This is a genomic window from Aurantimonas sp. C2-5-R2, from assembly GCF_036549495.1.
GTDB classification, from domain to species: domain Bacteria; phylum Pseudomonadota; class Alphaproteobacteria; order Rhizobiales; family Rhizobiaceae; genus Aurantimonas; species Aurantimonas coralicida_A.
Genome location: NZ_JAZHLJ010000008.1, coordinates 88402 through 109939, shown reverse-complemented (window position 1 = coordinate 109939; position 21538 = coordinate 88402). Strand labels below are relative to the sequence as shown.

The window sequence follows — 21538 nt, the reverse complement described above, 5'->3', positions numbered from 1 at the left end:
GATTGACCGCGTAAGGTCAGACGCCGCGCTTCGTCCTCATCCGCTGGCTTTCCTCCAGCGCGGCAAAGCCGTAAGAGGGCCTTGGCAATAGGTGCGGAGGCGCCGACGCGACGGTGTCTTAGCGCGTCTGTACGGAAAACAGGGAGGAAGCGGTGAACCAGCAGTTCAAGTTCGACAACGCGGCGAGCGGTTCGACGATCCAGATCGCCGGCCGGTGGGCCGCTGCGGATTCGGGCGAAACCATCGATGTGATCGCCCCATCGACCGGCGAAGTCGTGGCGAAGATCGCCGCTGGCGGCGAGGCCGAGATCGACCGCGCCGTCGCCGCCGCGCGCGAGGCTTTCGAGCGCGGAGCCTGGGGCCGGCTCTCGGCGGTCGATCGCGGCCGGCTGCTGATGAAGTTCTCCCTGCTCATCGCTGAAAACGCCGAGGAACTGGCGCAGCTGGAAGCGCTCGACTGCGGCAAGCCGATGAAACAGGCGCGGGCCGACATCGCCGCCTGCGCCCGATATTTCGAGTTCTACGCCGGCGCCGCGGACAAGGTACATGGCGAGACGCTGCCCTTCATGAACGGCTACACCGTCATGACCCTGCGCGAGGCCAAGGGCGTCACCGGCCATATCATCGCCTGGAATTACCCGGCGCAGATGTATGGCCGGACTATCGGCGCGTCGCTCGCGATGGGCAACGCGACAGTCATCAAGCCGGCCGAGGAAGCCTGCCTGACGCCGATCCGCCTGACCCAGCTGGCGCTCGAGGCCGGCCTGCCGGAGGGCGCGATCAATCTCGTCACCGGCTATGGCGAAAAGGCTGGCGCGGCGCTGTCCGCCCATCCCGGCATCGACTTCATGTCATTCACCGGCTCGCCCCAGGTCGGCACGCTGATCCAGCAGGCGTGCGCCATCAACAATGTCGGCTGCACCATGGAGCTCGGCGGCAAGTCTCCGCAGATCCTCTTCGACGACGCCGATCTCGACAAGGCGCTGCCGTTCATCTCCGGCGCGATCGTCCAGAATGGCGGCCAGACCTGCTCGGCCGGCAGCCGGCTGCTCATCCACAGACCGATCCTCGACAAGGTACTGGAGCGGGTGACGGCGAAGTTCGAGAGCCTTGTCGCCGCGCCCCATGACGAAGACGCCGATCTCGGCGCCCTGGTCAGCGCCAAGCAGAAGGCGCGCGTCCAGTCCTTCCTCGATCACGCGGCCGAAACCGGCATCAAGACGCTGGCGACCGGCCGGATCTCGCCGAACGCGCCGGCCGGCGGCTTTTATGTCGCGCCGCGCGTTCTCGGGCTGGTTCCGCCCGAGCATCGCCTGGCCCGCGAGGAGGTGTTCGGCCCTGTGCTTGCCGTCTCCACCTTCGAGGACGAGGCGGATGCCGTCCGCATCGCAAACGGCACCGACTACGGCCTTGTCGCCGGAATCTGGACGAATGCCGGCGACCGGCAGATGCGCATGGCCCGAAAGGTCCGCGCCGGCCAGGTCTACGTCAACGGCTATGGGGCCGGCGGCGGCATCGAACTTCCCTTCGGCGGAGTGAAGAAATCCGGCCACGGCCGCGAGAAGGGTTTCGAGGCCCTCTACGAGTTTTCGGAATTGAAGACGGTCGTGTTCAACCACGGCGAATAGATAGACGATCGATCGGGAGGATCATTCATGCGTCTGGCCAACAAGCGCGCCCTCGTCACGGGTGGCGGCTCCGGTTTCGGCGAAGGCATCGCCAGGGCCTTTGCGAAGGAGGGCGCGAAGGTCGCCGTGCTCGACATCAACGAGGCAGGCGCCCGGCGGGTGGCCGGCGAACTCGGCGACGGGCATGTGGCGATTCCCTGCGACCTCACCGACGGACAAGCGGTCGAAGCGGCGTGGAAGACGGCCACCGACGCGCTGGGCGGCATCGACATCGTCGTCAACAATGCCGGCTGGACCCACCGCAACAAGCCGATCCTCGAGGTCACCGAGGAGGAGTTCGACAAGGTCTATGCGGTCAATGTGAAGGCGATCTTCCACATGACCCGGACCTGCGTCCCCGCCATGCGCGACGCGGGCGGCGGCGTCATTATCAACATTGGCTCGACCGCCGGCTTGCGTCCGCGTCCGGGTCTCACCTGGTACAATTCGTCAAAGGGCGCGGTGAACACGCTGACCAAGTCGCTCGCCGTCGAACTGGCGCCGATGAAGATCCGCGTCTGCGGCATTGCCCCGGTGATTGGCGAGACCGGACTTCTGTCCGAATTCATGGGCGTTCCCGATACGCCGGAGAACCGCGCCAAATTTATCGCCACCATCCCGCTCGGCCGGATGAGCCGGCCCGAGGACATCGCCAACGCCACTGTCTTCCTTTCCTCCGACGAAGCCGCGATGATCACCGGCGCCGTCCTCGAGGTCGATGGCGGCCGCTGCATCTGAGGTTCCGGCCATGAAGCTTTTAAAGAACGCCACCTCGCCCTTCGCCCGCATCGCCCATGCGGCGCTGATCGAGGCGAAAATCGCGGATCTGGAGATCCAGACCGTCGATCCCTGGGCGGACGAGGCCGATCTGCTGGCCGCCAACAGCGCCGGGCGGGTTCCCTGCCTCGTTCTCGACGATGGCACGACGATCACCGAGTGCCTGCTCATCGCGACCGTCGCCGAGCGACAGGGCAAGGGCGCCCTCTCGGCCAGTGATCCGAAGAGCCTTGCGATCACCGGCACCGGTATCGGCGTCTGCGACGCCGCCGTGCAGATCCTCATCGGACGCCGGATCGTCAGCGGCGATTTCGCCGACCACGCCTTCGACGCCAATCCGATCGCCGCCAGGCGCAGGCGCTCCGTCGCCGACGGCCTGAAGCGCCTCGATGCGATGGTCCTCGACACGCCCGGCGAGCGTCTGGATCTCGGCACCATCGCCGCCATCACCGCGCTCGACTATGTTGAGCTACGCTTTCCCGGCGCCGAGTGGATTTCGGCAACGCCGCGATTGTCTGCTCTGCGCGAGCTGGCATCCGATCGGCCGGCGCTGGCCGCGACCCGCCCGCCGCTTTAAGGAGCATTTGCCATGCAGGACCCGATCGTCATCCTTGGCGGCGCCCGCACGCCGCTTGGCGGCTTTCAGGGCGAACTGGCCGGCCTTGCGGCCACCGAGCTGGGCGCCAGGGCGATCGCCGCCGCGATGCAGCGCACTGGCGCCGCGACCGACGCCGTTACCGAGGTGACGATGGGCTGCGTGCTGCCCGCCGGGCTCGGCCAGGCGCCGGCCCGTCAGGCGGCGATCGGCGGCGGCCTGCCGAAATCCGTCCCCTGCGCCACCGTCAACAAGATGTGCGGTTCGGGCATGATGGCGGTGATGATGGCCCATGACAGCCTCTGCGCGCGGCCGGAGGGCCTGCGCGTCGCCGGCGGCATGGAGTCGATGTCGAACGCGCCGTATCTGCTACCCAAGGCGCGCGCCGGCCTGCGGCTCGGCCATGGCCAGGTGATCGACCACATGTTCCTCGACGGCCTGGAGGACGCCTACGACAAGGGCCGGCTGATGGGCAGTTTCGCAGAGGACGCGGCCGAAGCCTACCAGTTCACCCGTACCGAACAGGACGACTACGCCGTCGCCTCGCTGACCCGCGCCCTTGATGCTCAAGGGAGTGACGCGCTCGGCGCCGAGATCGTTCCCGTCGAGGTCGCGACCCGCAAGGGCTCGATCACCGTCAGCCGCGACGAACAGCCCGGTAAGGCAGATGCCGCCAAGATCCCGACCCTGAAGCCCGCCTTCCGGGCCGGCGGCACGGTGACCGCCGCCAATTCCTCGTCGATCTCCGACGGCGCGGCGGCGCTGGTGCTCGGCCGCGAGAGTGGCGCCGAAAAGCGTGGCCTGACGCCACTCGCGCGGATCGTCGCGACCAGCCAGTTCGCAGGAGAGCCGGCAAAATTCACCTCCGCGCCCGTCGAGGCGATCCGCCGCGTCCTCGACGCCGCCGAATGGCAGCTCACCGATGTCGATCTTTTCGAGATCAACGAGGCCTTCGCCGTCGTGCCGATGATCGCCATGCGCGAACTCGGCATTCCGCTCGACATCATGAACGTCCATGGCGGCGCCTGCGCTCTCGGCCACCCGATCGGCGCGTCCGGCGCCCGCATCATCGTCACGCTCCTCGCCGCCCTTCACGAGCGGGGACAGCGGCGCGGCGTCGCCGCGATCTGCATCGGCGGTGGCGAGGCGACGGCTGTCGCGGTCGAAATGCTGCGATAAGCCCCGCACCGACAACCCGAACCATTCCGACTTACACCTGAAGCAAAGAGGTCCTATGTCATCCAACAGTCTGAAGATCGCCGTCATCGCCGGTGACGGCATCGGCAAGGAAACCATCCCCGAGGGCCTGCGCGTGCTGGAGGCGGCGGCGTCGAAATTCTACCTCGACCTGAAGTTCGACACCTTCGACTTCGCCTCCTGCGACTACTACGCCAAGCACGGCGAGATGATGCCTGAGGATTGGAAGGCGCAGATCGGCGGACACGACGCGATCTTCTTCGGCGCTGTCGGCTGGCCGGACACGGTGCCCGATCACGTCTCGCTCTGGGGCTCGCTCATCAAGTTCCGCCGTGAGTTCGATCAGTATGTGAATCTTCGTCCGGTCAAGCTGATGCCGGGCGTCAAGAGCCCGCTCGCCGGCCGCGAGCCGGGCGACATCGACTTTTTCGTCGTGCGCGAGAACACCGAGGGCGAATATTCCTCGGTCGGCGGCCGCATGTTCGAGGGCACCGACCGCGAATTTGTCGTCCAGGAGACGGTGATGAGCCGCGTCGGCGTCGACCGGATTCTTCGCTACGCCTTCGAGCTCGCCCAGCGCCGCGACAAGAAGCACCTGACCTCGGCGACCAAGTCGAACGGCATCTCGATCACCATGCCCTATTGGGACGAGCGGGTGGAGGAGATGGCGAAGTCCTATCCGGATATTCGCTGGGACAAGTACCACATCGACATTTTGACCGCGCATTTCGTGCTGAATCCGGATCGTTTCGACGTCGTCGTCGCCTCCAATCTGTTCGGCGATATCCTCTCCGATCTCGGGCCGGCCTGTACCGGCACGATCGGCATCGCGCCGTCGGGCAACATCAATCCGGAGCGGAATTTCCCCTCGCTGTTCGAGCCGGTGCATGGCTCGGCGCCCGACATTTTCGGCAAGGGTATCGCCAACCCGGTCGGCCAGATCTGGGCCGGGGCGATGATGCTCGACCATCTCGGCCACGCCGAGGCCGCTGCGGCGATCGTCGGCGCCATCGAGACGGTGCTGGCGGAGGAAAAGCTGCGGACCGGCGACCTCGGTGGCCCGCTCGGCACCGAAGACTGCGGCAAGGCGATCGCCGACGCGCTGGGCTGACCCGCGCGACTCTTACGAAAAACGGCCGGCCTCGTCATGAGGCCGGCCGTTGTTTTCAGCGGCGCGCAAGCGCCCAAGAAGGTGCGATTTCGTTAGCGCCGGTCGTCGTCGCCGCCGCGACCATGGAATCCACCCGAGGAATCACCCCCGCGCCCGTGATCGCCGCCCATGTTGCCGCGTCCACCGCCATGGCCGCGCATCTGCATGCGACGCTCGCCACGTGCGTCGCGCATCATCGAGCGAACGATGCTCTGCACACCGGTGATCTGCTCGGGCGTCAGCACAGCCTCGACCTCGGCCAGCGCGCTCTTCAGCGCTTCGGCCTTGCCTGCCTGGGCAATCGCCCGGTCCGCCATGCGGTCGAGCATTTGGAAGCCGCGGAACTGCGGCTTGGCCTGGTCGCCGGTATCGGTCTCGCTATCCGACTGCATCGCCTCGTCCGAGGCCGCGGTGTCGTCGGTCTCCTCGTCGGCCATCGCGGTGCTGTCGGTATCATCCGCCATCGCGGTGTCATCATCGGACGTGTCGGCGCCGGCATTCGGCATCATCATGCCGCGTCCCTGCCCCATGCCCATGCCCATGCGCGGCGGCTGCGAGGCATCGGCGAAGGCGACCACTGCGGCGGTGAACTTGCGCCATGCCTCCATCTGGTCCGGCCGAACGCCGATACCGGTCTCGATCGTCGACAGCGCGTCAGCGACGTGCGCCGGCGTGAACATGCGCGCCATCATGCCGGCGTGACGTCCGCCGCCACCCATGCGGCCCATCCCGCCCATGCCACGCATACCGCCGTGGCCTTTGAATTCCTTGCCGCCGCGCTCTCCGCGCTGCCCGGACATGCCTTTGCCGTCGCCGCGTCGCATCATTGAACCGTCACGAGAGTCCGAAGCGGTCGCGGCGGAAGGCTGCGCCGGGGCGGTGGCCTGCTGGGCGAAAGCCGTGCCGGCAGCGGTGCTGGCCATGAGCGCCGCGGCGGCGATGGCAACGAACCTTTTGGGACGGGCCGTGTTGCGATTGTGAAGTTGGGTCATGTCGATGTCCTCTGGTTGGATGACGTCTGGACCCTCAACCTAGGTGCCACTTGTTGCGGTGATGCGGCGGAATGTTACGAAACATGGCCCGGACACGGAGAGTTGTTACGAAACGTGTCACAGGGTCCAGGGGCAACGTCCCGTTACAAAATTCGCCTCGCGCGCCGGGCCGGGCCGGGCCGGGAGCAGACAGACAATAGGGTGCGCAGAAGGACGAACGCCGCATGAGCCTGCCCCACATTCTCGTCGTCGACGACGACCCGGAAATCTTACGACTGCTCGGAAAGTATCTCGAGAGCCAGGGGTTTCGTTGCTCGCTCGCCGCCAGCCGGCGCGCCTGCGAACAGAAGGTGGCCGATTCCCGCATCGACCTCGTCGTGCTCGACGTCATGCTGCCGGACGGCTCCGGCCTCGACATCTGCCGCGATCTGAAGGAGCGCCGGCCGGACATCGCGATCATCCTCTTGACCGCCCTGAAGGAAGATGTCGACAGGATCATCGGCCTGGAACTGGGCGCCGACGATTATCTCGGCAAACCGTTCAATCCGCGCGAACTCGCCGCCCGCATCCGGGCGGTGCTCAGGCGCGGTGGGGAGAATCCACCGGAGCCTCCGTCGGGGCATGCCCTTTATGCGTTCGAGGGCTTTACCGTCGATCCGGAGCGCCGGCACGTCGGCGCGCCCGACGGTGAGGAGATCGAACTGACCGGCGCTGAGTTCGACCTCCTGATGATCTTCCTCGAACGACCGGGCCGGGTCCTGTCCCGCGACATATTGATGGACCTGCTGCACGGCCGCTCCGCCGATCCATTCGACCGCTCCGTCGATGTGACGATGAGCCGGTTACGGCGCAAGTTCAACGACAACGGCGTCTTCCGGCTGTTCAAGACCGTGCGCAATGGCGGCTATCAATTTGCGGCGCGGGTCGAACGGCACGCGGGTGACGCGTCATGAGATCGCTGCGCTCGCGGCTGGCCCTGCTTCTTGTCCTCGCCATTGTCGGCGTCGTCGTCATCGCGGCATTGGTCTCGGTGCAGGTGCTCGAACGGCCCGACCGCGAGAGTTTCCGCGCGGCTTTCGCCAACGAGGTTCGCATCGTCGCCACGGTTCTCGCGGCCGATCCGGGCGCGGCCGACCGCCTCGGCATCGTCGTCGGCGACGAACCGGTTCCCGGCGACGGCATGATGGTGCACGAAGCGCGCGGCATTGCTGAGAGCCTGGCCGGCGATGGCCTCTCCATCCCGGTGCGCATGGTCGGCGACATGCGAACGCATACGCCGCAGCTCGCCTTCGAGTTCGCGCCGGGACGCTGGGCCTACCTGCCCCATCCCGGCATGCGAACCCGCAATTGGCCTGCTTTCGTGTCCTACATGGCGTTGGTCATCCTTGGCGCGGCGGCGGTTTCGCTCTTTGCCGCGACCAAGATGACACGCCCGCTTCGCATCCTCGATCAGGCGGTTTCGACGATCGGCCCGGACGGCCTTCCCGCCCATGTCCCGGAAGACGGTCCGGCCGAGGTCCGCGCCACCGCCGCGGCGCTCAACCGGCTGACCAGCCGCGTGCGGGAGGCGATCGAAAGCCGCATGCGCCTCGTTGCCGCCGCCGGCCACGATCTCAGGACCCCGATGACGCGCATGCGCCTGCGCGCCGAGTTCCTGCCCGACGAGGATCGGGAGGTCTGGCTGAAAGATCTGGCCGAGCTCGACCGCATCGCCGACAGCGCCATCCGCCTCGTGCGCGAAGAAGTCGATACGGCCCCGGACGAATCGATTCGGCTCGACCGGACGCTGGCGGAGATCACGGCGGAACTGCGCGAGATCGGCCGTCCGGTGGATGAGATGCCGGCTGGCGCACCGCCCCTTGTCGTGGTCGCCCGGCCCCTCGCGCTGAAACGGGCGCTGCGCAACCTCGTCGACAATGCCGCCATCCACGGCGAGGGCGCGCGGGTCGCGCTGCATCGCAAGGGGAGCGAGGCGGTGATCAGCATCACCGACGACGGACCCGGCATACCGGACGAGATGATCGACCGCGCCTTCGAGCCGTTCTTCCGGGTCGATCCCGGTCGACGCAAGTTCAAGCCGGGGGCTGGGCTCGGCATGGCCATCGCCAAGGAGATCGTCGAGCAGGCCGGCGGTTCGATCGGAGTCGCCAACCGCGAGACCGGCGGTCTCGAACAGACCGTCCGCTTGCCGTTGGCTCCGTTACAAATGACATAGTTTGAAACTGGATCGCGAGACTTATGGCGTGGTTACTCCTGCGACGAAAGCAAAGGAGAATCGTCATGATGAAATCGCTCGCAATCGCTCTCGGCCTCGCCGTCCCGGCCACGACGACCGTGCCGGCCTTCGCGCACGACGCCAAAACGACCTACAGAGCAGCCGCGCCGAGCAGGACCCTGCGCCAGGCCAGCAAGGATACTCGCCATGCCGCGGACTGGCGTCGACGCGGCGCCCATTTGCCGGCCACCGCAAGGGGGCCGGTTGTTTCCAACTGGCAACGCCACGGACTGCGTCGTCCGCCCTCGGGCCACCGCTGGGTCAAGGTCGACAACGACTACATACTTTTTGCGACCGCCACCGGCATTATCGCCAGCATCGTCGCGGCAAGCAGATAGCCCGCTTTTTACCCGGCGTGTCTGTTCAAAGCTTTCGGTCGGCCACCAGCGTGGCCGACCGTGCCCCCTAATCTGTCGTTTCCCGCTCGAAGCGCCGTTCGAGTTCGGAATCAAGTGGCCGTGGCGACAGGTCGACCCCATTCGCGAGCCGGTCGGCGATCCCGGTGAGGGCCGTCACCCGAGCGTATTTCTTGTGGTTGGCGGAAATGACCTGCCATGGCGCCGCCGTAGTGTCAGTGCGCTCCAGCATGTCATTGACGGCCTCTTCGTACTGATCCCATTTGTCGCGGTTACGAAAATCCTCGAAAGACAGCTTCCAGCGCTTCAACGGATCGCGCAGCCGCTTTTCGAACCGCTCGAGCTGCTCGTCCCTGTCGATATAGAGGAACACCTTGGCGATCCTGGTTCCGGCATCGGTCAGCATCGCCTCGAACTGATTGATCTCCTCATAGGCACGGCGCCATTCGGCCTCCTCGGCGAATCCCTCGACACGTTCGACCAATACCCGCCCGTACCAGGAGCGGTCGAAGACCGCGATCTCGCCCTTTGCCGGCAGCCGCTCCCAGAACCGCGCCAGATAGTGCCGGGCCAGCTCCTCGGCGGACGGAGCGCCGATCGGCCAGACCCGGAAGCCGCGCGGGTCCATCACGCTGGCCATCCGCCGGATTGCGCCGCCCTTACCCGCCGCGTCCCAGCCCTCGAAGACAATCACGGCCTCGTCCTTCGTATGCAGATAGGCCTGCTGGATCTGGCGGAAGCAAGTCTGCACCGCTTCCAGCCGCGGCTCGTACTCATCCTTCGGGATTTTCGCGTCCATATCGAGGTCGGCGAGGCGTTTGACGCCGGATTTGCGATCGCCCATGGCGGCCTCCTCTTTTCATGTCGCTCAGCACATAGGGCGGCGCGGCAACTTCGCGACAACAGCATTTCGAAGCGTGGATTCATGCTTTAAAGAACCATTGGCGGCGCGAACGGCTCGTCGACGGAACCGGTTCTCGCCATGCATCCGACCAATCGACTTCTTCTCGGCGGTTTCCTGACGCTGGCGATCGTCATGGGCGTCGGCCGATTCTACTATACGCCGCTGCTGCCGCTCATGCAGCGCGACTACGGCTTCGGCGTCGACGTGGCGGGCCTCATCGCGGCGGCCAACTTCGCCGGCTACCTGGCCGGCTCGATTCTCGCCAGTTTCGTCCCGCGCGGCGCGCCGCGGCTCACCGCCTTCCGCATCGGCGTCGTCGCCAGCGTTCTGACCACGCTCGCAATGGGGCTCAGCGACCAGCTCGGCGTCTGGCTCGCGCTGCGCACCATTTCCGGGCTCGCCAGCGCCTTTGCGATGATCTCGGCCGCCGGCATGGTCGCCGAGTCGCTGGCGCGCGTCGGCTCGGAGGCACGGCTCGGCTGGGTCTTCGGCGGCGTCGGGATCGGAATCGCCGCCTCGGGCCTGCTCGTGCTTTTTGCGGCGCCAGTGCTCGATTCGGCCGGTCTGTGGATCGCCGGGGGTTTGCTAGCGGCGCTGTTCGCGCCGATCGTCTTCATCGAGGTTCGCGATCGCACGCTGCCGGCGCGGACGGACACGCCGGACCCCAGACGCCGCGTGCCCCGACCACTGCCGTTCTGGCCGCTGCTGATCAATTACAGTTGCGAGGGGCTGGGCTATTCGGTCTTCGCCACCTTCATCGTGGCGATCGTCAAATCCCGGCCCGGACTGGAAGCGATGGGCGACTGGGTCTGGATCATCGTTGGCCTCGCCGGCCTGCCAAGCTGCCTGATCTGGTCGCGGATCGCCGAGCGGATCGGCTTTTCCGCCGCCCTCGCCGCCGCCTACGCTGCCCAGATCGTCGGCGTCCTCCTGCCGGCCATCAGCGGTTCGGGCACGGCGGCGCTGGTCGCCGCCGTGCTGTTCGGCGGCACCTTCATGGCGATCACCGTCTTGACCATGCCGCTCGGGCGGCACGGTCTCGGCGGACGGGGCTTTGCCATCCTCACCGCCGGTTTCGGCCTCGGCCAGATGCTGGGCCCGCTCGCCGCCGGATTCCTCGTCGCCGGCGAGGCGGACTACAACACCGCCCTGATCGGCTCGGCGGCGGTGCTCGCCCTCGGCCTATCGGCACTTTTGGTCGCGATCCGGCTGCGACCGGAAACACCGGCCGCCGCCTGAAATCACCCGGCGATCATTCGGCGCCGGCAGCCTCCTTGGCGATGTCGTCGAGGACCGCGTTGATCTCGCCGAGCGCGGCTTTGGATTCATCCGAGCCACTCTCGTCGAGGCGGCGGAAACCGACCGTCACGGTGCCGGCCGCGTCAGCGCTTTCATAGACGAACAAACCATAGGGGCAGAACGAAAGGTTCATGACGTCCACTTCCATCGCCTTGCGCGACAGAACGGCGGAGCAGAACTGCATGATGTTGGCGCGGCCGTCCTGGAAGATGGTCTTCTCGGCTCCGACGTCCGCGCCGGTGCGGGCCAGCATGTCGCCGACGAACGCCTCGTAGTCGATGACATAGCCGCGGTTGACGATCGCGTCCGACAAGTCCTGACGGACCTCGTCGAACGGCGCAGTGGTCTCGTAGGAGGTAACAGTCTCGGCCGCGGTGGCTGGCATGGCGGCGAAACCGGCGAACAGAAGCGCGATTGCGCCTCCCTTGATGGCAGTCCGTTTCATAGCAACTCTCCTTCGGTTGAGATCTCGGGTTCTCAGGGCAGCGCCGCGATGTGCTCCGCAACGAGATCGGCGGCGTCCTCGGCGAAGAAGTCGAGGAACAGATGATCGGCCCCCTCGACAGTCTCCAGGCGAATCTTCGCGCCATCGACGATGGGCGCCATCCGCTCCGGCAGATCGGTAACCACCTCGTCTTCGCCGGCGGCGATCACCAGAACCGGCATCGAAACGCCCTGCGTCAGCAGCGTCGGCGTGTCGCGTTCAAGGGTCTCCCCATAATAGGACAGCACCGATTGGGCCGTTGCCTTGGTATCCGAGCAATAGACCAAACCCGGGACATCGAGCATCTGGTCAGGCGTGGTGGTCTTTGCCTTGGCGAGCACATCCACCAGCGTGGCGCCGAAGCGCTGTTCGTAGCTTGCAGCGGCTGCGTCGGCGTCCTCGGTCATCGGCGCCAGTAGAACCGCGGTGGGAATATCGTCGCGTTCGCCTACGCTGGCGAGCCACAGGGCGACCTGTCCGCCGCCGCGACTGTGGCCGAGCGGAACAACCTGCCCGAAACCCTCACTGCCGAGCCAGTCCACCCATGCGCTGATTTCCGTCACCGCGTCCTCGTGCCGGTGGGTCGAGGGCTGATTGCAGTCCCACATGCCTTCCCGTCGATCCCGTCCGAGCGAGAGGGTGACGGCGAGCGACGCGATCTCGCGTTCGGCCAGCGCGCCCTGCAGCGCCTCGATCAGCTCGACGTCCTTGTGCGCAAAGGTGCCGTGGACGAGAAGCACGACCGGTTGGCTCATATCGACATTATCGGGGCGCACCAGGTCGCCGGTCAGCGTCAGATCATTGAGGGAGAGTTCGACAGCCTTGGCTTCCGCCGCGCTCGCGGGCGATACGCCGAGAGCCACCACGGCAAATCCAGCGGCCACGAGACACGATACGAAGGGTCGGACCGGTGCGCCGCCGATCAAGCCATGCGCGAATGCGGCGGCCCCACCCCAAATCTCGGCGACGACAGATAATAGGCTTGCTGCCCGAACGGCACCCATCGCTTGCTTCATAAGACCTCCCCGTCGCGCCATCGTGAACCCGACATATTCGTATTTGTGAATATCACCGTAGACATCAAGGACCGCTTCGGCAACACTGCCGCCGCAAACGGTGCGCGGATTTGAGAGCCGTGTCCCATCGGATCGCAACGGGAGAAGTATCAATGAAAATTGCAATGACGCGTTTCGCGGCCCTCGCCGCGCTTGCCTTCATGCTCGCGGCGCCGTTCGCCGGCGGCGTGACGGGTGCTCAGGCGGCGGAACCGCACAAGGTCGCGATCCATATCGATGAGAACGACCCCCAACGGATGAACATGGCGCTGAACAACGTCCAGAACATCAAGGCCTATTACGACGAGAAGGGCGAGGACGTGACCATCGAGGTGGTCACCTATGGCCCGGGGCTGAACATGCTGCGCTCCGACACATCCCCCGTCGCCGACCGCATTAAGATGATGTCGATGGAAATCGCCAATCTGTCCTTCGCCGCCTGCGGCAACACCCGCGCCGGAATGGCCAAGAAGGAAGGCAAGGAGATTCCGTTGCTCGACGAGGCCACCGAGGTTCCCTCGGGCGTGGTTCGCCTCATGGAACTCCAGGAAGACGACTATTCCTACATCCGTCCATAGGACGTTCCAACATCGGCGGACAGATGAAAGTCTCCGCCGACACTATTCAACGCCAAGAAGCCTCAGCTTTCCCCAGCGCTCTCAAGGGCGCCGAGGAAAGCGTCGCACCAATGCGACGAGGTCCCGGCGAACACCGCCTCGCGCATTGCCTTCCAGCGGCGATCGCGTTCATCGAACGGCATCGTCAGGGCTTGCTGCAACGCCCGCGCGACATCATCGGTCGAATAGGGATTGACGATCAGCGCGTCGGGCAGTTCGGCCCGCGCGCCGGCAAAGCGCGAGAGCACCAGCACGCCGGGATCGTCCGGGTCCTGCGCGGCGACGAATTCCTTGGCAACGAGGTTCATGCCGTCGCGCAAGGGCGTGACCAGGCAGACGCGAGCGGCGCGATAGATGCCGGCCAGCGCCCGCCGGTTAAAGCCACGGGTCATGATCTGGATCGGCGTCCAGTCCAGCGTGGCGAAACGGCCGTTGATATGGCCGGCGAGTTCTTCGAGCTCACTGCGCAGTTCGACATAGGCGTCGAGTTCCGAACGGGACAGCGGCGCCACTTGCAGGAACTGCACCTTGCCGCGATTCTCCGGGTAGTCCTCCAGCAACCGCTCGAAGCCGCGAAAGCGCTCGACCAGCCCCTTGGAATAATCCATCCGGTCGACACCGACGATCTGCAACCGATCGCCGACCATCTCGCGGACCATCTCCTCGTGCTCGCTGGCCTCCGGCGAGACGGCGAAGCGCTCGAAGCCCGGTGCGTCGATGCCGATCGGAAAAGTATCCGCCCTCACCACGCGGTCGCCGACCTTGATCCTGTGCCCCTCCAGCTTTTCACCGCCCAGTTCGCGCACGCAGAAGGCGAGGAAGTTGCGGCGGTCGGTGTCGGTCTGGAAGCCGACGACATCGTAGGCGAGCATCGCCCGGACGACATCGTGGCTGGCCGGCAGCGCCGTGAAGATTTCCGGCGGACAGAACGGAATGTGCAGGAAGAAGCCGATCTTGCCCTTGAACCCGCACTGGCGCAGCTCCGAGCCAAGAAAGAAGAAATGATAGTCGTGGACCCAAACGAGATCGTCGTCCGTGACGAGTGGCGCCAGACGGGCCGCGAAGCGCTGGTTCACCGAGCGATAGGCGCGTTCGGACTGTCGGTCGAACTGCGCAAGATCGAGGCGATAGTGCAGCAGCGGCCACAAGGACCGGTTGGCGTAGCCGTAATAAAAGCCTTCGAGTTCCGCCTCGGTCATGTCGATGGTAGTCATCGACACGTCGCCCTGAACTTGGGTCTGCGCGTCCTTGAAGGTGCCCTCGTCCGAGGTTTCGCCGCTCCAGCCGAACCAGAGCCCGCCGCGCCGCCTCAACGCGTCGGACAAGCCGACGGCCAGGCCACCCGCCTTGCCCTCGTCATTCAATGGTCCGACCCGGTTCGACACCGCAACCAGTCGCCGCTGCCCCTCAGCCATCGTCTCCCTTCTCCTGTCCCCGGCCGGCATTGCACCGACATTTCTTCGTTTGCGATCCCGCTGCCGGACCAGACCTGTGGTCAGGCCGATGCCGCCAGCCAGCGATGGACCGCCGTGACATCCGTCAGCCGGAATTCCGCGACGCTATGCTTGTCGCCGACCTTGATCGAGACGCCGCCGGCATCGCGCACATGTTCGAGCGCGAATTCATCCGTGGTGTCGTCCCCGACATAGATGGGAACGCGGCCCGCGAACGGCGCATCCTTCATCATCGCGGCGAGCGCCTGGCCCTTGTCCATGCCGGCCGGATGCACCTCGACGATGTTGTCGCCGTTCATCACGGCAAGGTCATGACGGCCTGCCGTCGCCTCGGCCATCGTCTGCTCGGCAGCCTCCTTCAGGTCCGGCGCCGTGCGATAGTGCAGAACCAGCGCCGTGCCCTTGTCCTCGAGCTTCAACCGGGGATTGTCCCGCAGCGGCCGTTCGAGCCTCTTGCGCACATCATCGAGTGTTTCGGGACCCGCCAAACGTTCGATCTCGTCGCCGGGACGGACGCGGCGTTCGAGCCCATGCACGCCAGCGGCCGCAAACCGCATCGGCGCCAGAAACCGGTCGAGATCGGCGATCCGGCGGCCGCTGACCACGGCGAGTGCTCCGGCGAGTTCGGCCTGCAGCACTTCCAACCGGTCGAGCGCCGCCGGCGCGATGGCGACCGCCTGCGGATCATCGACAAACTCGACGAGAGTCCCGTCGAAATCGAGGAAAACGGCGTGGCGGTGCGGATCGATCGAAGGGGGCAAGGGCATGGTGCCTTGTTACATAGAGCCACCCGATGGCGAAGCCAAACATTCCCTCAACGGCAATCTCCAAGACCACGCTCTGGAAGCAGCTGGAGGAGCGTCGCCACATCGCTGACCCCATTGATCGCGAGGCCCTGAGCGCGCTGAAACGCTTGCAGCGCGGCCTCGGTGGCGGGACCGAAGATTCCATCGATCGCCAGTCGATGACCATGCCTCACGAGCGCCGCCTGCAACCGCCGCACCGCCTCGCCGCGCGCGCCGCGGCGCAGTTCGCTCGGCGTATCGGATGATGGGGAGAGCAGCCGTTGCGCCTCCAGCCACGCCGCCCGATCTTCTCGTCATAGCGGTTGCGGCGGTAGCCGGGGCCGTTGTAGCGGCGCGCGAAACCAGTCGTATCGCCACCAGCAAGCCGCCGCGCGAGTCCGCCGAGCTTGAGAAAACGCGCCGCGATCTCGAACTGGCCGTCGATCGACGCGCGGGCTATGTCCGCGAGAGCTTCCGCGCTCCGGTAGCCGAGCCGCTTCCAATGCGCGCCCATCACCTGACACAATCCCCAGGAGACGGACTGGGCCGCGGCGGCCGCGTCGATCGCCGCCGCCTTGTCGAACAGCCGCCAGCGCGCCGCCTGCGAGGCCGGGTTGCGGACTCGGCCGGCGCGGGGATCGGCCAGTCCGGCCGCGCGCGCCCGCCCGCGCAAAGGCGACGGCGCGGGTTTCGACCAAGGCGACGGCGATCAGCACCGTCGCCTCGATGCCGGTCGGCTTCGATGCGGCGCGCCGCCGCCAACACGTCTCCATTCACCGCCATCGTCCGCTCCCGCGCTCGCTTCGACCGGATCAGTGTCGCAGCAGCGCGGAGCACGGGGAGAAAATTTCCCGAGCTATACGCGAGAAAGCAGGATCGATTTTGCAGGATGATTCACGACAGGTCGGCAATAAGATTGAGGTTACGCGCGATATGATCGAGGCGGGTGCATTCGCGTTGCGAGAGAAGTCATTTGGCGCTCCTCATGAAATCGTGGTTCTGGATATATTCAGAACTATGTGAGGTGGATAGCGGATATATGACGCCGCCTCGTCCACAAGATTTGTGAGAAATCGCACCATTAGCCGCGCGATGGGTAGCGGTGTAGCGGATGGCAGTTTCATACCCAAATGCTTGGTGGGCGGCTGAAACCACTCGCCGCCAAATCTATCGTCATAGACAGCAACGAGTTTCGGATGTGGGGGCTGAACTTCTACAGTCGGTAATTTCCCGCCGACAGAATGTACAAGAGCCGTTGTGTGACCGGCGGCGTTGACCGTAATGTTACTTAGGAGGACGGATTCGCCGGGCGCGCCGATTGCAAAGGAACCGGGGGCATGTACAGCCACCGGTTCAATGCCGTGTTCGTCGGCGTTGCGCGCCTGAACGAGGTATCGAATAAGAGGGTCTTGCCGGCACTGTTTTTTCTTTCCTCCGTACCACTGCCGGCTGGTGGCATTGTCTTTTGCGCCCTTCTCCAGAATTGAAAAGACGCTATTGGCTGCTAACAAAAAGTCGGTGCAGGCAATGGAAAACGAGGCGAAGTCCGCGCTTTTTTCAAGGCCATTCATCGCGGAAGCAGCGCGATTGACGCGTCCACGGGCCTTTTCAACGGCGACTTTCTTCATAGGGACCAATCCAGAAATTTTTCCCGCGTTTCGAACTTAATCCAGCCGGCGGCCGCTCTCGCTGTCGAAACGATGCAGGGCATCGAGCGGTGCAGCCGCGCGAACCTTTGTTCCCGGCTCCAGATGCGAGTAGCCGGGCACCCGAACGGCGATCTCCGAACCCTTGTCGGGCAGCGCGCCATAGACGTAGCTCTCGGCGCCGACCACCTCGACGCCGGTGACGGTCAGATCGGCGAGCAATTCGCCCGGCGCGGCCTGGGTCTCCTCGACGAGGCGCATATGTTCCGGGCGGATGCCGAGCGTCTGTCCGACGGACGGAGCAACCGCCAGGCCGTCGAGGCCGGTGAGCCCGGCAATGCTGCCGCCGGCGGCCCCGACCGGGATGAGATTCATCGCCGGCGAACCGATGAAGGTGGCGACGAAGAGCGTCGCCGGCCGCTCATAGACGTCCATCGGCGTGCCCGCCTGTTCGATCCGCCCGCCATTGAGGACGACCAGCCGGTCGGCCAGCGTCATCGCCTCGAGCTGGTCGTGAGTGACGTAGAGGCTGGTGGTCGCGAGCTTGCGCTGCAGCCGGCGGATTTCGGCGCGCATCTGCACCCGCAGCTTGGCGTCGAGATTGGACAGCGGCTCGTCGAACAGGAAGGCTTCCGGCTCGCGCACGATGGCGCGGCCCATGGCGACGCGCTGGCGCTGGCCGCCGGAAAGCTGGCCGGGCTTGCGCGCCAAAAGCGGCGCGATTTCGAGAATCCCGGCCGCCTGATCGACCCGGCGGGCGATCTCGGCCTTCGCCATCTTGCGGTTTTTCAGGCCGTATTCGAGGTTCTGTCGCACGCTCATATGCGGATAGAGCGCGTAGTTCTGGAACACCATGGCGATGTCGCGCTCGGCCGGCTCCAGATCGTTGACGATGCGATCGCCGATCGAGATCGTCCCGGCGCTGATCGTCTCCAGACCCGCCACCATGCGCAAGAGCGTCGACTTCCCGCAGCCGGAGGGGCCGACCAGCACGACGAATTCGCCGTCCGGAATGTCGAGCGAAACGCCCTTCACCGCTTCCACCCCGCCGGGATAGACCTTGCGGACGTCGGAAAGTTCGATGCCTGCCACGCTTATTTCTCCGCTTCAACGAGGCCGCGCACGAACCATCGCTGCATCAGGACGACCACCAGCACCGGCGGGACGATCGCCAGGATCGACGTCACCATGACCAGGTGCCAGGGCGTATCGGCGTCGGCGAAGGACACCATCTTCCTCAGCGCGATGACGATGGTGTTCATCTGGTTGTCGTTGGTGACCAGCAGCGGCCACAGATATTGCGTCCAGCCATAGATGAAGAGGATGACGAACAGCGCCGCGATGTTGGTCTTCGACAGCGGGATGAGGATGTCCCAGAAGAAGCGCATCGGCCCGGCTGCGTCCACCCGCGCCGCCTCGACCAGCTCGGACGGGATCGTCATGAAGAACTGCCGGAACAATAGCGTTGCGGTCGCCGAGGCGATCAGCGGCAGGATCAGCCCGGCATAGGTATCGATCATACCGAGATCGACCATCACTTTGTAGGTCGGCAGGATGCGGACCTCGACCGGCAGCATCAAGGTGATGAAGATCAGCCAGAAGAAGGTCATGCGCAGCCGGAAGCGGAAGAACACGATAGCGAAGGCCGACAGGATCGAGATGACGATCTTGCCGATGGCGATGCCGAGCGCCATCACCGTCGTGTTGAACAACAGCGTCCAGACGTTGACGCCGCCGATCCGCCCGATGCCGCCGAACAGCGCCTCGCCATAGTTCTCGACGAATTCGCCGCCCGGTATGAGGGGCAGCGGCGGACGCAGGATCGCCTGCAGCGTCTGCGTCGACGCCATGAAAGTGTAGTAGATCGGAAAGGCGACGATCACGATGCCGAGGACCAGCATCACATGCGCGATCGGGCGGCCAATGGAGTGACGCTCGATCATCGCGGTATCTCCGCCTCACGCATAGTGCACCCGCTTCTCCACATAGCGGAACTGGAAGGCCGTGAGCGCGATGACGATCGCCATCAAGATCACCGACTGGGCGGCCGAACTACCGAGATCGAGATTGACGAAGCCGTCGACATAGACCTTGTAGACGAGCGTCTCCGTCGCCCGCGCCGGGCCGCCGGAGGTCACTGAATCGATGATGCCGAACGTATCGAAGAAGGCGTAGACGGTGTTGACCACCAGCAGGAAGAACGTCGTCGGCGCGATCAATGGAAAGATGATCGTCCAGAAGCGCTTTGTCGACCCGGCGCCGTCGATCGCCGCCGCCTCGATCAGCGATTTCGGGATCGACTGCAGGGCGGCGACGAAGAACAGGAAATTGTAGCTGATCTGCTTCCAGGCCGCCGCGACGACGACGAGCAGCATCGCCTGATCGCCGTCAAGCAACGGGTTCCAGTCGAAGCCGTTGCGTCGCAGCATGTAGGCGAAGGTGCCCATCACCGGATTGAACATGAACATCCACAAGAGGCCCGCCACGGCCGGCGCCACCGCGTAGGGCCAGATCAGCATCGTGCGGTAAAGCCCGCGTCCGCGCACCACCTTCTCGGCAGCGGTCGCCAAAAGCAGCGCCAGCGACATCGACAGCGCGGCTGTCGAGATGCTGAAAATCGCGGTCACCTTGATGGCGTTGAGATAGGCCGGGTCCGACAGGACCGACTGGAAATTGGCGAGACCGACGAACTTTGATTTCAGCCCGAACGGGTCCTCGTGCAGGACTGATTGGTACAACGCCTGGCTTGCCGGCCAGTAGAAGAAGACCAGGGTGATCGCCACCTGCGGCGCGACCAGCAGATAGGGCAGCCATTTGTTGGGAAAGATGGCTTTCGACACGGCGATCCTGGGTCCGAATCAGGCCACACGTGAAGCGAAGCCCATGGAAAAGGCCGGGCGGTCGAACCGCCCGGCGCGCGTTGCGGGTTCGGCGTCCTACTGCGCTTCGGCGATCGCCTCGTTGCCCTGCTCGACGATCTTGTCCATCGTCGTCTGGGCATCCTGGTCGCCGGCCAGCATCGCCTCGAACTGCTCGTTGGCGATGTCTCGGATTTGCGGCAGGTTCGGCAGGCGAACGCCCCTGGAATTGGCGGTCGGCTCCTTGCCCATCATCTGCGTGATCGGCGTCTCGCGGCCGGGATTCTCGTCATAGAAGCCGGAGCTCTTGGTCGCCTCATAGGCGGCCTTGGTCACCGGCAGATAGCCGGAGGCCTGATGCAGGCGGCCCTGGATGTCGGTCTGCGACAGGAAATTGAAGAACTGGGCGATGCCCTTGTATTCCTCGTCCGACTTGCCGCCGAACACCCACAGGCTGGCGCCGCCCGGGATGGTGTTTTGCGGCGCCCCTTCGGCGTTCTCGTCATAGGGCAGTTGGCCGATGCCGTAGTTGATCCCGGATTTGACGATATCGCCAAGCCCGCCGGAGGATTCGGTCAGGATGGCGCATTCGCCGGACAGGAACAGCTGCTTGGCCTCCGAGGTGCGGCCGCCATAGCGGAACACGCCGTCCTTGGCGAGATCGGCGAGAGCCTGGAAATGCTCGACATAGATCGGCTCGTTGAGCTTCAGCTCGACATTGGTGCCGGCCAATCCGTTCTCCTCGGTGCCATAGGACACGTCGTTCCAGGCGGCGAAGTTCTCCAGATGGATCCAGGTCAGCCAGGTCGAGGTATAGCCGCACTCGGCCGCGCCGGATTCCTTGATCTTGCGTGCCGCCTCGAACACCGCCTGCCAGGTCTTCGGCGGCTCTTCGGTGTCGAGCCCGGCCTTCTCGAAGATGTCCTTGTTGTAATAGAGGATCGGCGAAGAGGAATTGTACGGGAACGACAGCATGGTGCCGTCGGGCCTGGAATAATAGGCGACGATGCCCGGCAGATATTGCGACTTGTCGAAGGTAAAGCCGCCCGCCTCGAGCACCTCGGCGATCGGCTTCACCGCGCCCTCGGCGCCCATCATGACGCCGGTGCCGACGTCGAAGACCTGAATGATCGCCGGCATCTGCTTGGCGCGGAAGGCGGCAATGCCCGCGTTCAGCGTTTCGGGATAGGTCCCCTTGAACACCGGCGCGATCTTGAAGTCTTGCTGGCTTTCGTTGAATTCCTTGGCCAGCGTCTCGACGACCTCGTTGTTGGCGCCGGTCATCGCGTGCCACCACTGCAGTTCGGTCACGGCGAAAGCCTGGCTCGCGCCAGCGATCATCGCCCCAAGCGCGACGGCTGCGCTGAGAAGTTTGCGGTTCATCTGATGTCCTCACCCGTTGATGCGACTCTCGGGCTCTGTTGCCG

Annotated in this window: 23 protein-coding genes; 10 read left to right on the top strand and 13 right to left on the bottom strand. The window is 65.1% G+C overall.

What is annotated here, in order from left to right; all coding sequences use genetic code 11:
• Nucleotides 1-152: 152 nt before the first annotated feature.
• Genes VQ044_RS06210 through VQ044_RS06190 form a run of 5 tightly spaced genes read left to right on the top strand, consistent with a single transcriptional unit; the run spans nucleotide 153 to nucleotide 5347 of the window.
• Nucleotides 153-1628, top strand: coding sequence for an aldehyde dehydrogenase family protein (locus tag VQ044_RS06210; RefSeq protein ID WP_442872862.1), 1476 nt, complete (start codon nucleotides 153-155; stop codon nucleotides 1626-1628).
• A 27-nt stretch (nucleotides 1629-1655) separates the two neighbouring features.
• Nucleotides 1656-2405 (top strand): glucose 1-dehydrogenase, encoded by a 750-nt coding sequence (locus VQ044_RS06205; protein WP_327625245.1) that lies wholly within the window; start codon nucleotides 1656-1658, stop codon nucleotides 2403-2405.
• Between the two features lie 10 nt (nucleotides 2406-2415).
• Nucleotides 2416-3021 carry a glutathione S-transferase family protein gene (locus VQ044_RS06200; RefSeq protein ID WP_327625244.1) on the top strand — a complete coding sequence of 202 codons (606 nt, stop codon included), beginning with the start codon at nucleotides 2416-2418 and terminating at the stop codon, nucleotides 3019-3021.
• Nucleotides 3022-3033: 12 nt separating this feature from the next.
• Nucleotides 3034-4218: an acetyl-CoA C-acyltransferase gene (locus tag VQ044_RS06195; RefSeq protein WP_327646062.1), complete on the top strand. Its 1185-nt coding sequence runs from the start codon at nucleotides 3034-3036 to the stop codon at nucleotides 4216-4218.
• 55 nt (nucleotides 4219-4273) lie between these two features.
• A complete protein-coding gene (locus tag VQ044_RS06190; RefSeq protein WP_327646061.1) occupies nucleotides 4274-5347 on the top strand; it encodes a tartrate dehydrogenase in 1074 nt (357 codons plus the stop codon).
• A 92-nt stretch (nucleotides 5348-5439) separates the two neighbouring features.
• On the opposite strand, the gene VQ044_RS06185 is transcribed toward VQ044_RS06190, so the two are convergent.
• Nucleotides 5440-6378, bottom strand: coding sequence for a hypothetical protein (locus tag VQ044_RS06185; RefSeq protein WP_327646060.1), 939 nt, complete (start codon nucleotides 6376-6378; stop codon nucleotides 5440-5442).
• Nucleotides 6379-6602: 224 nt separating this feature from the next.
• Here VQ044_RS06185 and VQ044_RS06180 point away from each other — a divergent pair, with 224 nt between their 5' ends.
• The 3 genes from VQ044_RS06180 (at nucleotide 6603) to VQ044_RS06170 (ending at nucleotide 8991) form a co-directional block, all read left to right on the top strand.
• Nucleotides 6603-7331 carry a response regulator transcription factor gene (locus VQ044_RS06180; protein WP_327646059.1) on the top strand — a complete coding sequence of 243 codons (729 nt, stop codon included), beginning with the start codon at nucleotides 6603-6605 and terminating at the stop codon, nucleotides 7329-7331.
• Nucleotides 7328-8593, top strand: a complete 1266-nt coding sequence (locus tag VQ044_RS06175) for an ATP-binding protein (RefSeq protein WP_327646058.1) — start codon at nucleotides 7328-7330, stop codon at nucleotides 8591-8593. The genes VQ044_RS06180 and VQ044_RS06175 overlap by 4 nt, the downstream gene beginning before the upstream one ends.
• A gap of 65 nt (nucleotides 8594-8658) precedes the next feature.
• Nucleotides 8659-8991, top strand: coding sequence for an RcnB family protein (locus VQ044_RS06170; RefSeq protein WP_327646056.1), 333 nt, complete (start codon nucleotides 8659-8661; stop codon nucleotides 8989-8991).
• Between the two features lie 67 nt (nucleotides 8992-9058).
• On the opposite strand, the gene VQ044_RS06165 is transcribed toward VQ044_RS06170, so the two are convergent.
• Nucleotides 9059-9853, bottom strand: coding sequence for a polyphosphate kinase 2 family protein (locus tag VQ044_RS06165; RefSeq protein WP_327646054.1), 795 nt, complete (start codon nucleotides 9851-9853; stop codon nucleotides 9059-9061).
• Nucleotides 9854-9991: 138 nt separating this feature from the next.
• Between VQ044_RS06165 and VQ044_RS06160 the strand changes: the two genes are divergently transcribed.
• A complete protein-coding gene (locus VQ044_RS06160; RefSeq protein WP_327646053.1) occupies nucleotides 9992-11152 on the top strand; it encodes a YbfB/YjiJ family MFS transporter in 1161 nt (386 codons plus the stop codon).
• Nucleotides 11153-11165: 13 nt separating this feature from the next.
• On the opposite strand, the gene VQ044_RS06155 is transcribed toward VQ044_RS06160, so the two are convergent.
• Together VQ044_RS06155 and VQ044_RS06150 are read right to left on the bottom strand one after the other, a co-directional pair.
• On the bottom strand, nucleotides 11166-11657 hold the full coding sequence (locus VQ044_RS06155) for a DUF302 domain-containing protein (protein WP_327646052.1): 492 nt from the start codon (nucleotides 11655-11657) through the stop codon (nucleotides 11166-11168).
• A 32-nt stretch (nucleotides 11658-11689) separates the two neighbouring features.
• The gene (locus VQ044_RS06150; protein ID WP_327646051.1) at nucleotides 11690-12712 is read right to left on the bottom strand and encodes an alpha/beta hydrolase; all 1023 of its coding nucleotides are present in this window, start codon (nucleotides 12710-12712) and stop codon (nucleotides 11690-11692) included.
• A gap of 152 nt (nucleotides 12713-12864) precedes the next feature.
• Between VQ044_RS06150 and VQ044_RS06145 the strand changes: the two genes are divergently transcribed.
• Entirely contained in the window at nucleotides 12865-13329 is a 465-nt protein-coding gene (locus VQ044_RS06145) for a DsrE family protein (RefSeq protein WP_327646049.1), read from the top strand.
• A gap of 62 nt (nucleotides 13330-13391) precedes the next feature.
• Here VQ044_RS06145 and VQ044_RS06140 read toward each other — a convergent pair whose 3' ends face one another.
• From VQ044_RS06140 to ugpB, 9 genes are all read right to left on the bottom strand, one after another.
• Entirely contained in the window at nucleotides 13392-14783 is a 1392-nt protein-coding gene (locus VQ044_RS06140) for an alpha,alpha-trehalose-phosphate synthase (UDP-forming) (protein WP_327646047.1), read from the bottom strand.
• Between the two features lie 80 nt (nucleotides 14784-14863).
• Nucleotides 14864-15589 (bottom strand): trehalose-phosphatase, encoded by a 726-nt coding sequence (otsB, locus tag VQ044_RS06135; protein ID WP_327646045.1) that lies wholly within the window; start codon nucleotides 15587-15589, stop codon nucleotides 14864-14866.
• A 47-nt stretch (nucleotides 15590-15636) separates the two neighbouring features.
• The gene (locus tag VQ044_RS06130) at nucleotides 15637-15801 is read right to left on the bottom strand and encodes a peptidoglycan-binding domain-containing protein (protein ID WP_327646074.1); all 165 of its coding nucleotides are present in this window, start codon (nucleotides 15799-15801) and stop codon (nucleotides 15637-15639) included.
• Nucleotides 15798-16280 carry an N-acetylmuramidase domain-containing protein gene (locus tag VQ044_RS06125; RefSeq protein ID WP_327646044.1) on the bottom strand — a complete coding sequence of 161 codons (483 nt, stop codon included), beginning with the start codon at nucleotides 16278-16280 and terminating at the stop codon, nucleotides 15798-15800. The genes VQ044_RS06130 and VQ044_RS06125 overlap by 4 nt, the downstream gene beginning before the upstream one ends.
• A gap of 310 nt (nucleotides 16281-16590) precedes the next feature.
• Complete coding sequence (locus VQ044_RS06120; protein ID WP_327646042.1) at nucleotides 16591-17235, bottom strand: hypothetical protein; 645 nt, start codon at nucleotides 17233-17235, stop codon at nucleotides 16591-16593.
• A gap of 36 nt (nucleotides 17236-17271) precedes the next feature.
• Nucleotides 17272-18345: a sn-glycerol-3-phosphate import ATP-binding protein UgpC gene (locus tag VQ044_RS06115; protein WP_327646041.1), complete on the bottom strand. Its 1074-nt coding sequence runs from the start codon at nucleotides 18343-18345 to the stop codon at nucleotides 17272-17274.
• A gap of 2 nt (nucleotides 18346-18347) precedes the next feature.
• The gene (gene ugpE / locus VQ044_RS06110) at nucleotides 18348-19196 is read right to left on the bottom strand and encodes a sn-glycerol-3-phosphate ABC transporter permease UgpE (RefSeq protein WP_327625229.1); all 849 of its coding nucleotides are present in this window, start codon (nucleotides 19194-19196) and stop codon (nucleotides 18348-18350) included.
• Between the two features lie 15 nt (nucleotides 19197-19211).
• Complete coding sequence (gene ugpA, locus VQ044_RS06105) at nucleotides 19212-20093, bottom strand: sn-glycerol-3-phosphate ABC transporter permease UgpA (RefSeq protein ID WP_327646040.1); 882 nt, start codon at nucleotides 20091-20093, stop codon at nucleotides 19212-19214.
• 96 nt (nucleotides 20094-20189) lie between these two features.
• A complete protein-coding gene (ugpB, locus tag VQ044_RS06100) occupies nucleotides 20190-21494 on the bottom strand; it encodes a sn-glycerol-3-phosphate ABC transporter substrate-binding protein UgpB (RefSeq protein WP_327646039.1) in 1305 nt (434 codons plus the stop codon).
• Nucleotides 21495-21538: the final 44 nt, after the last annotated feature.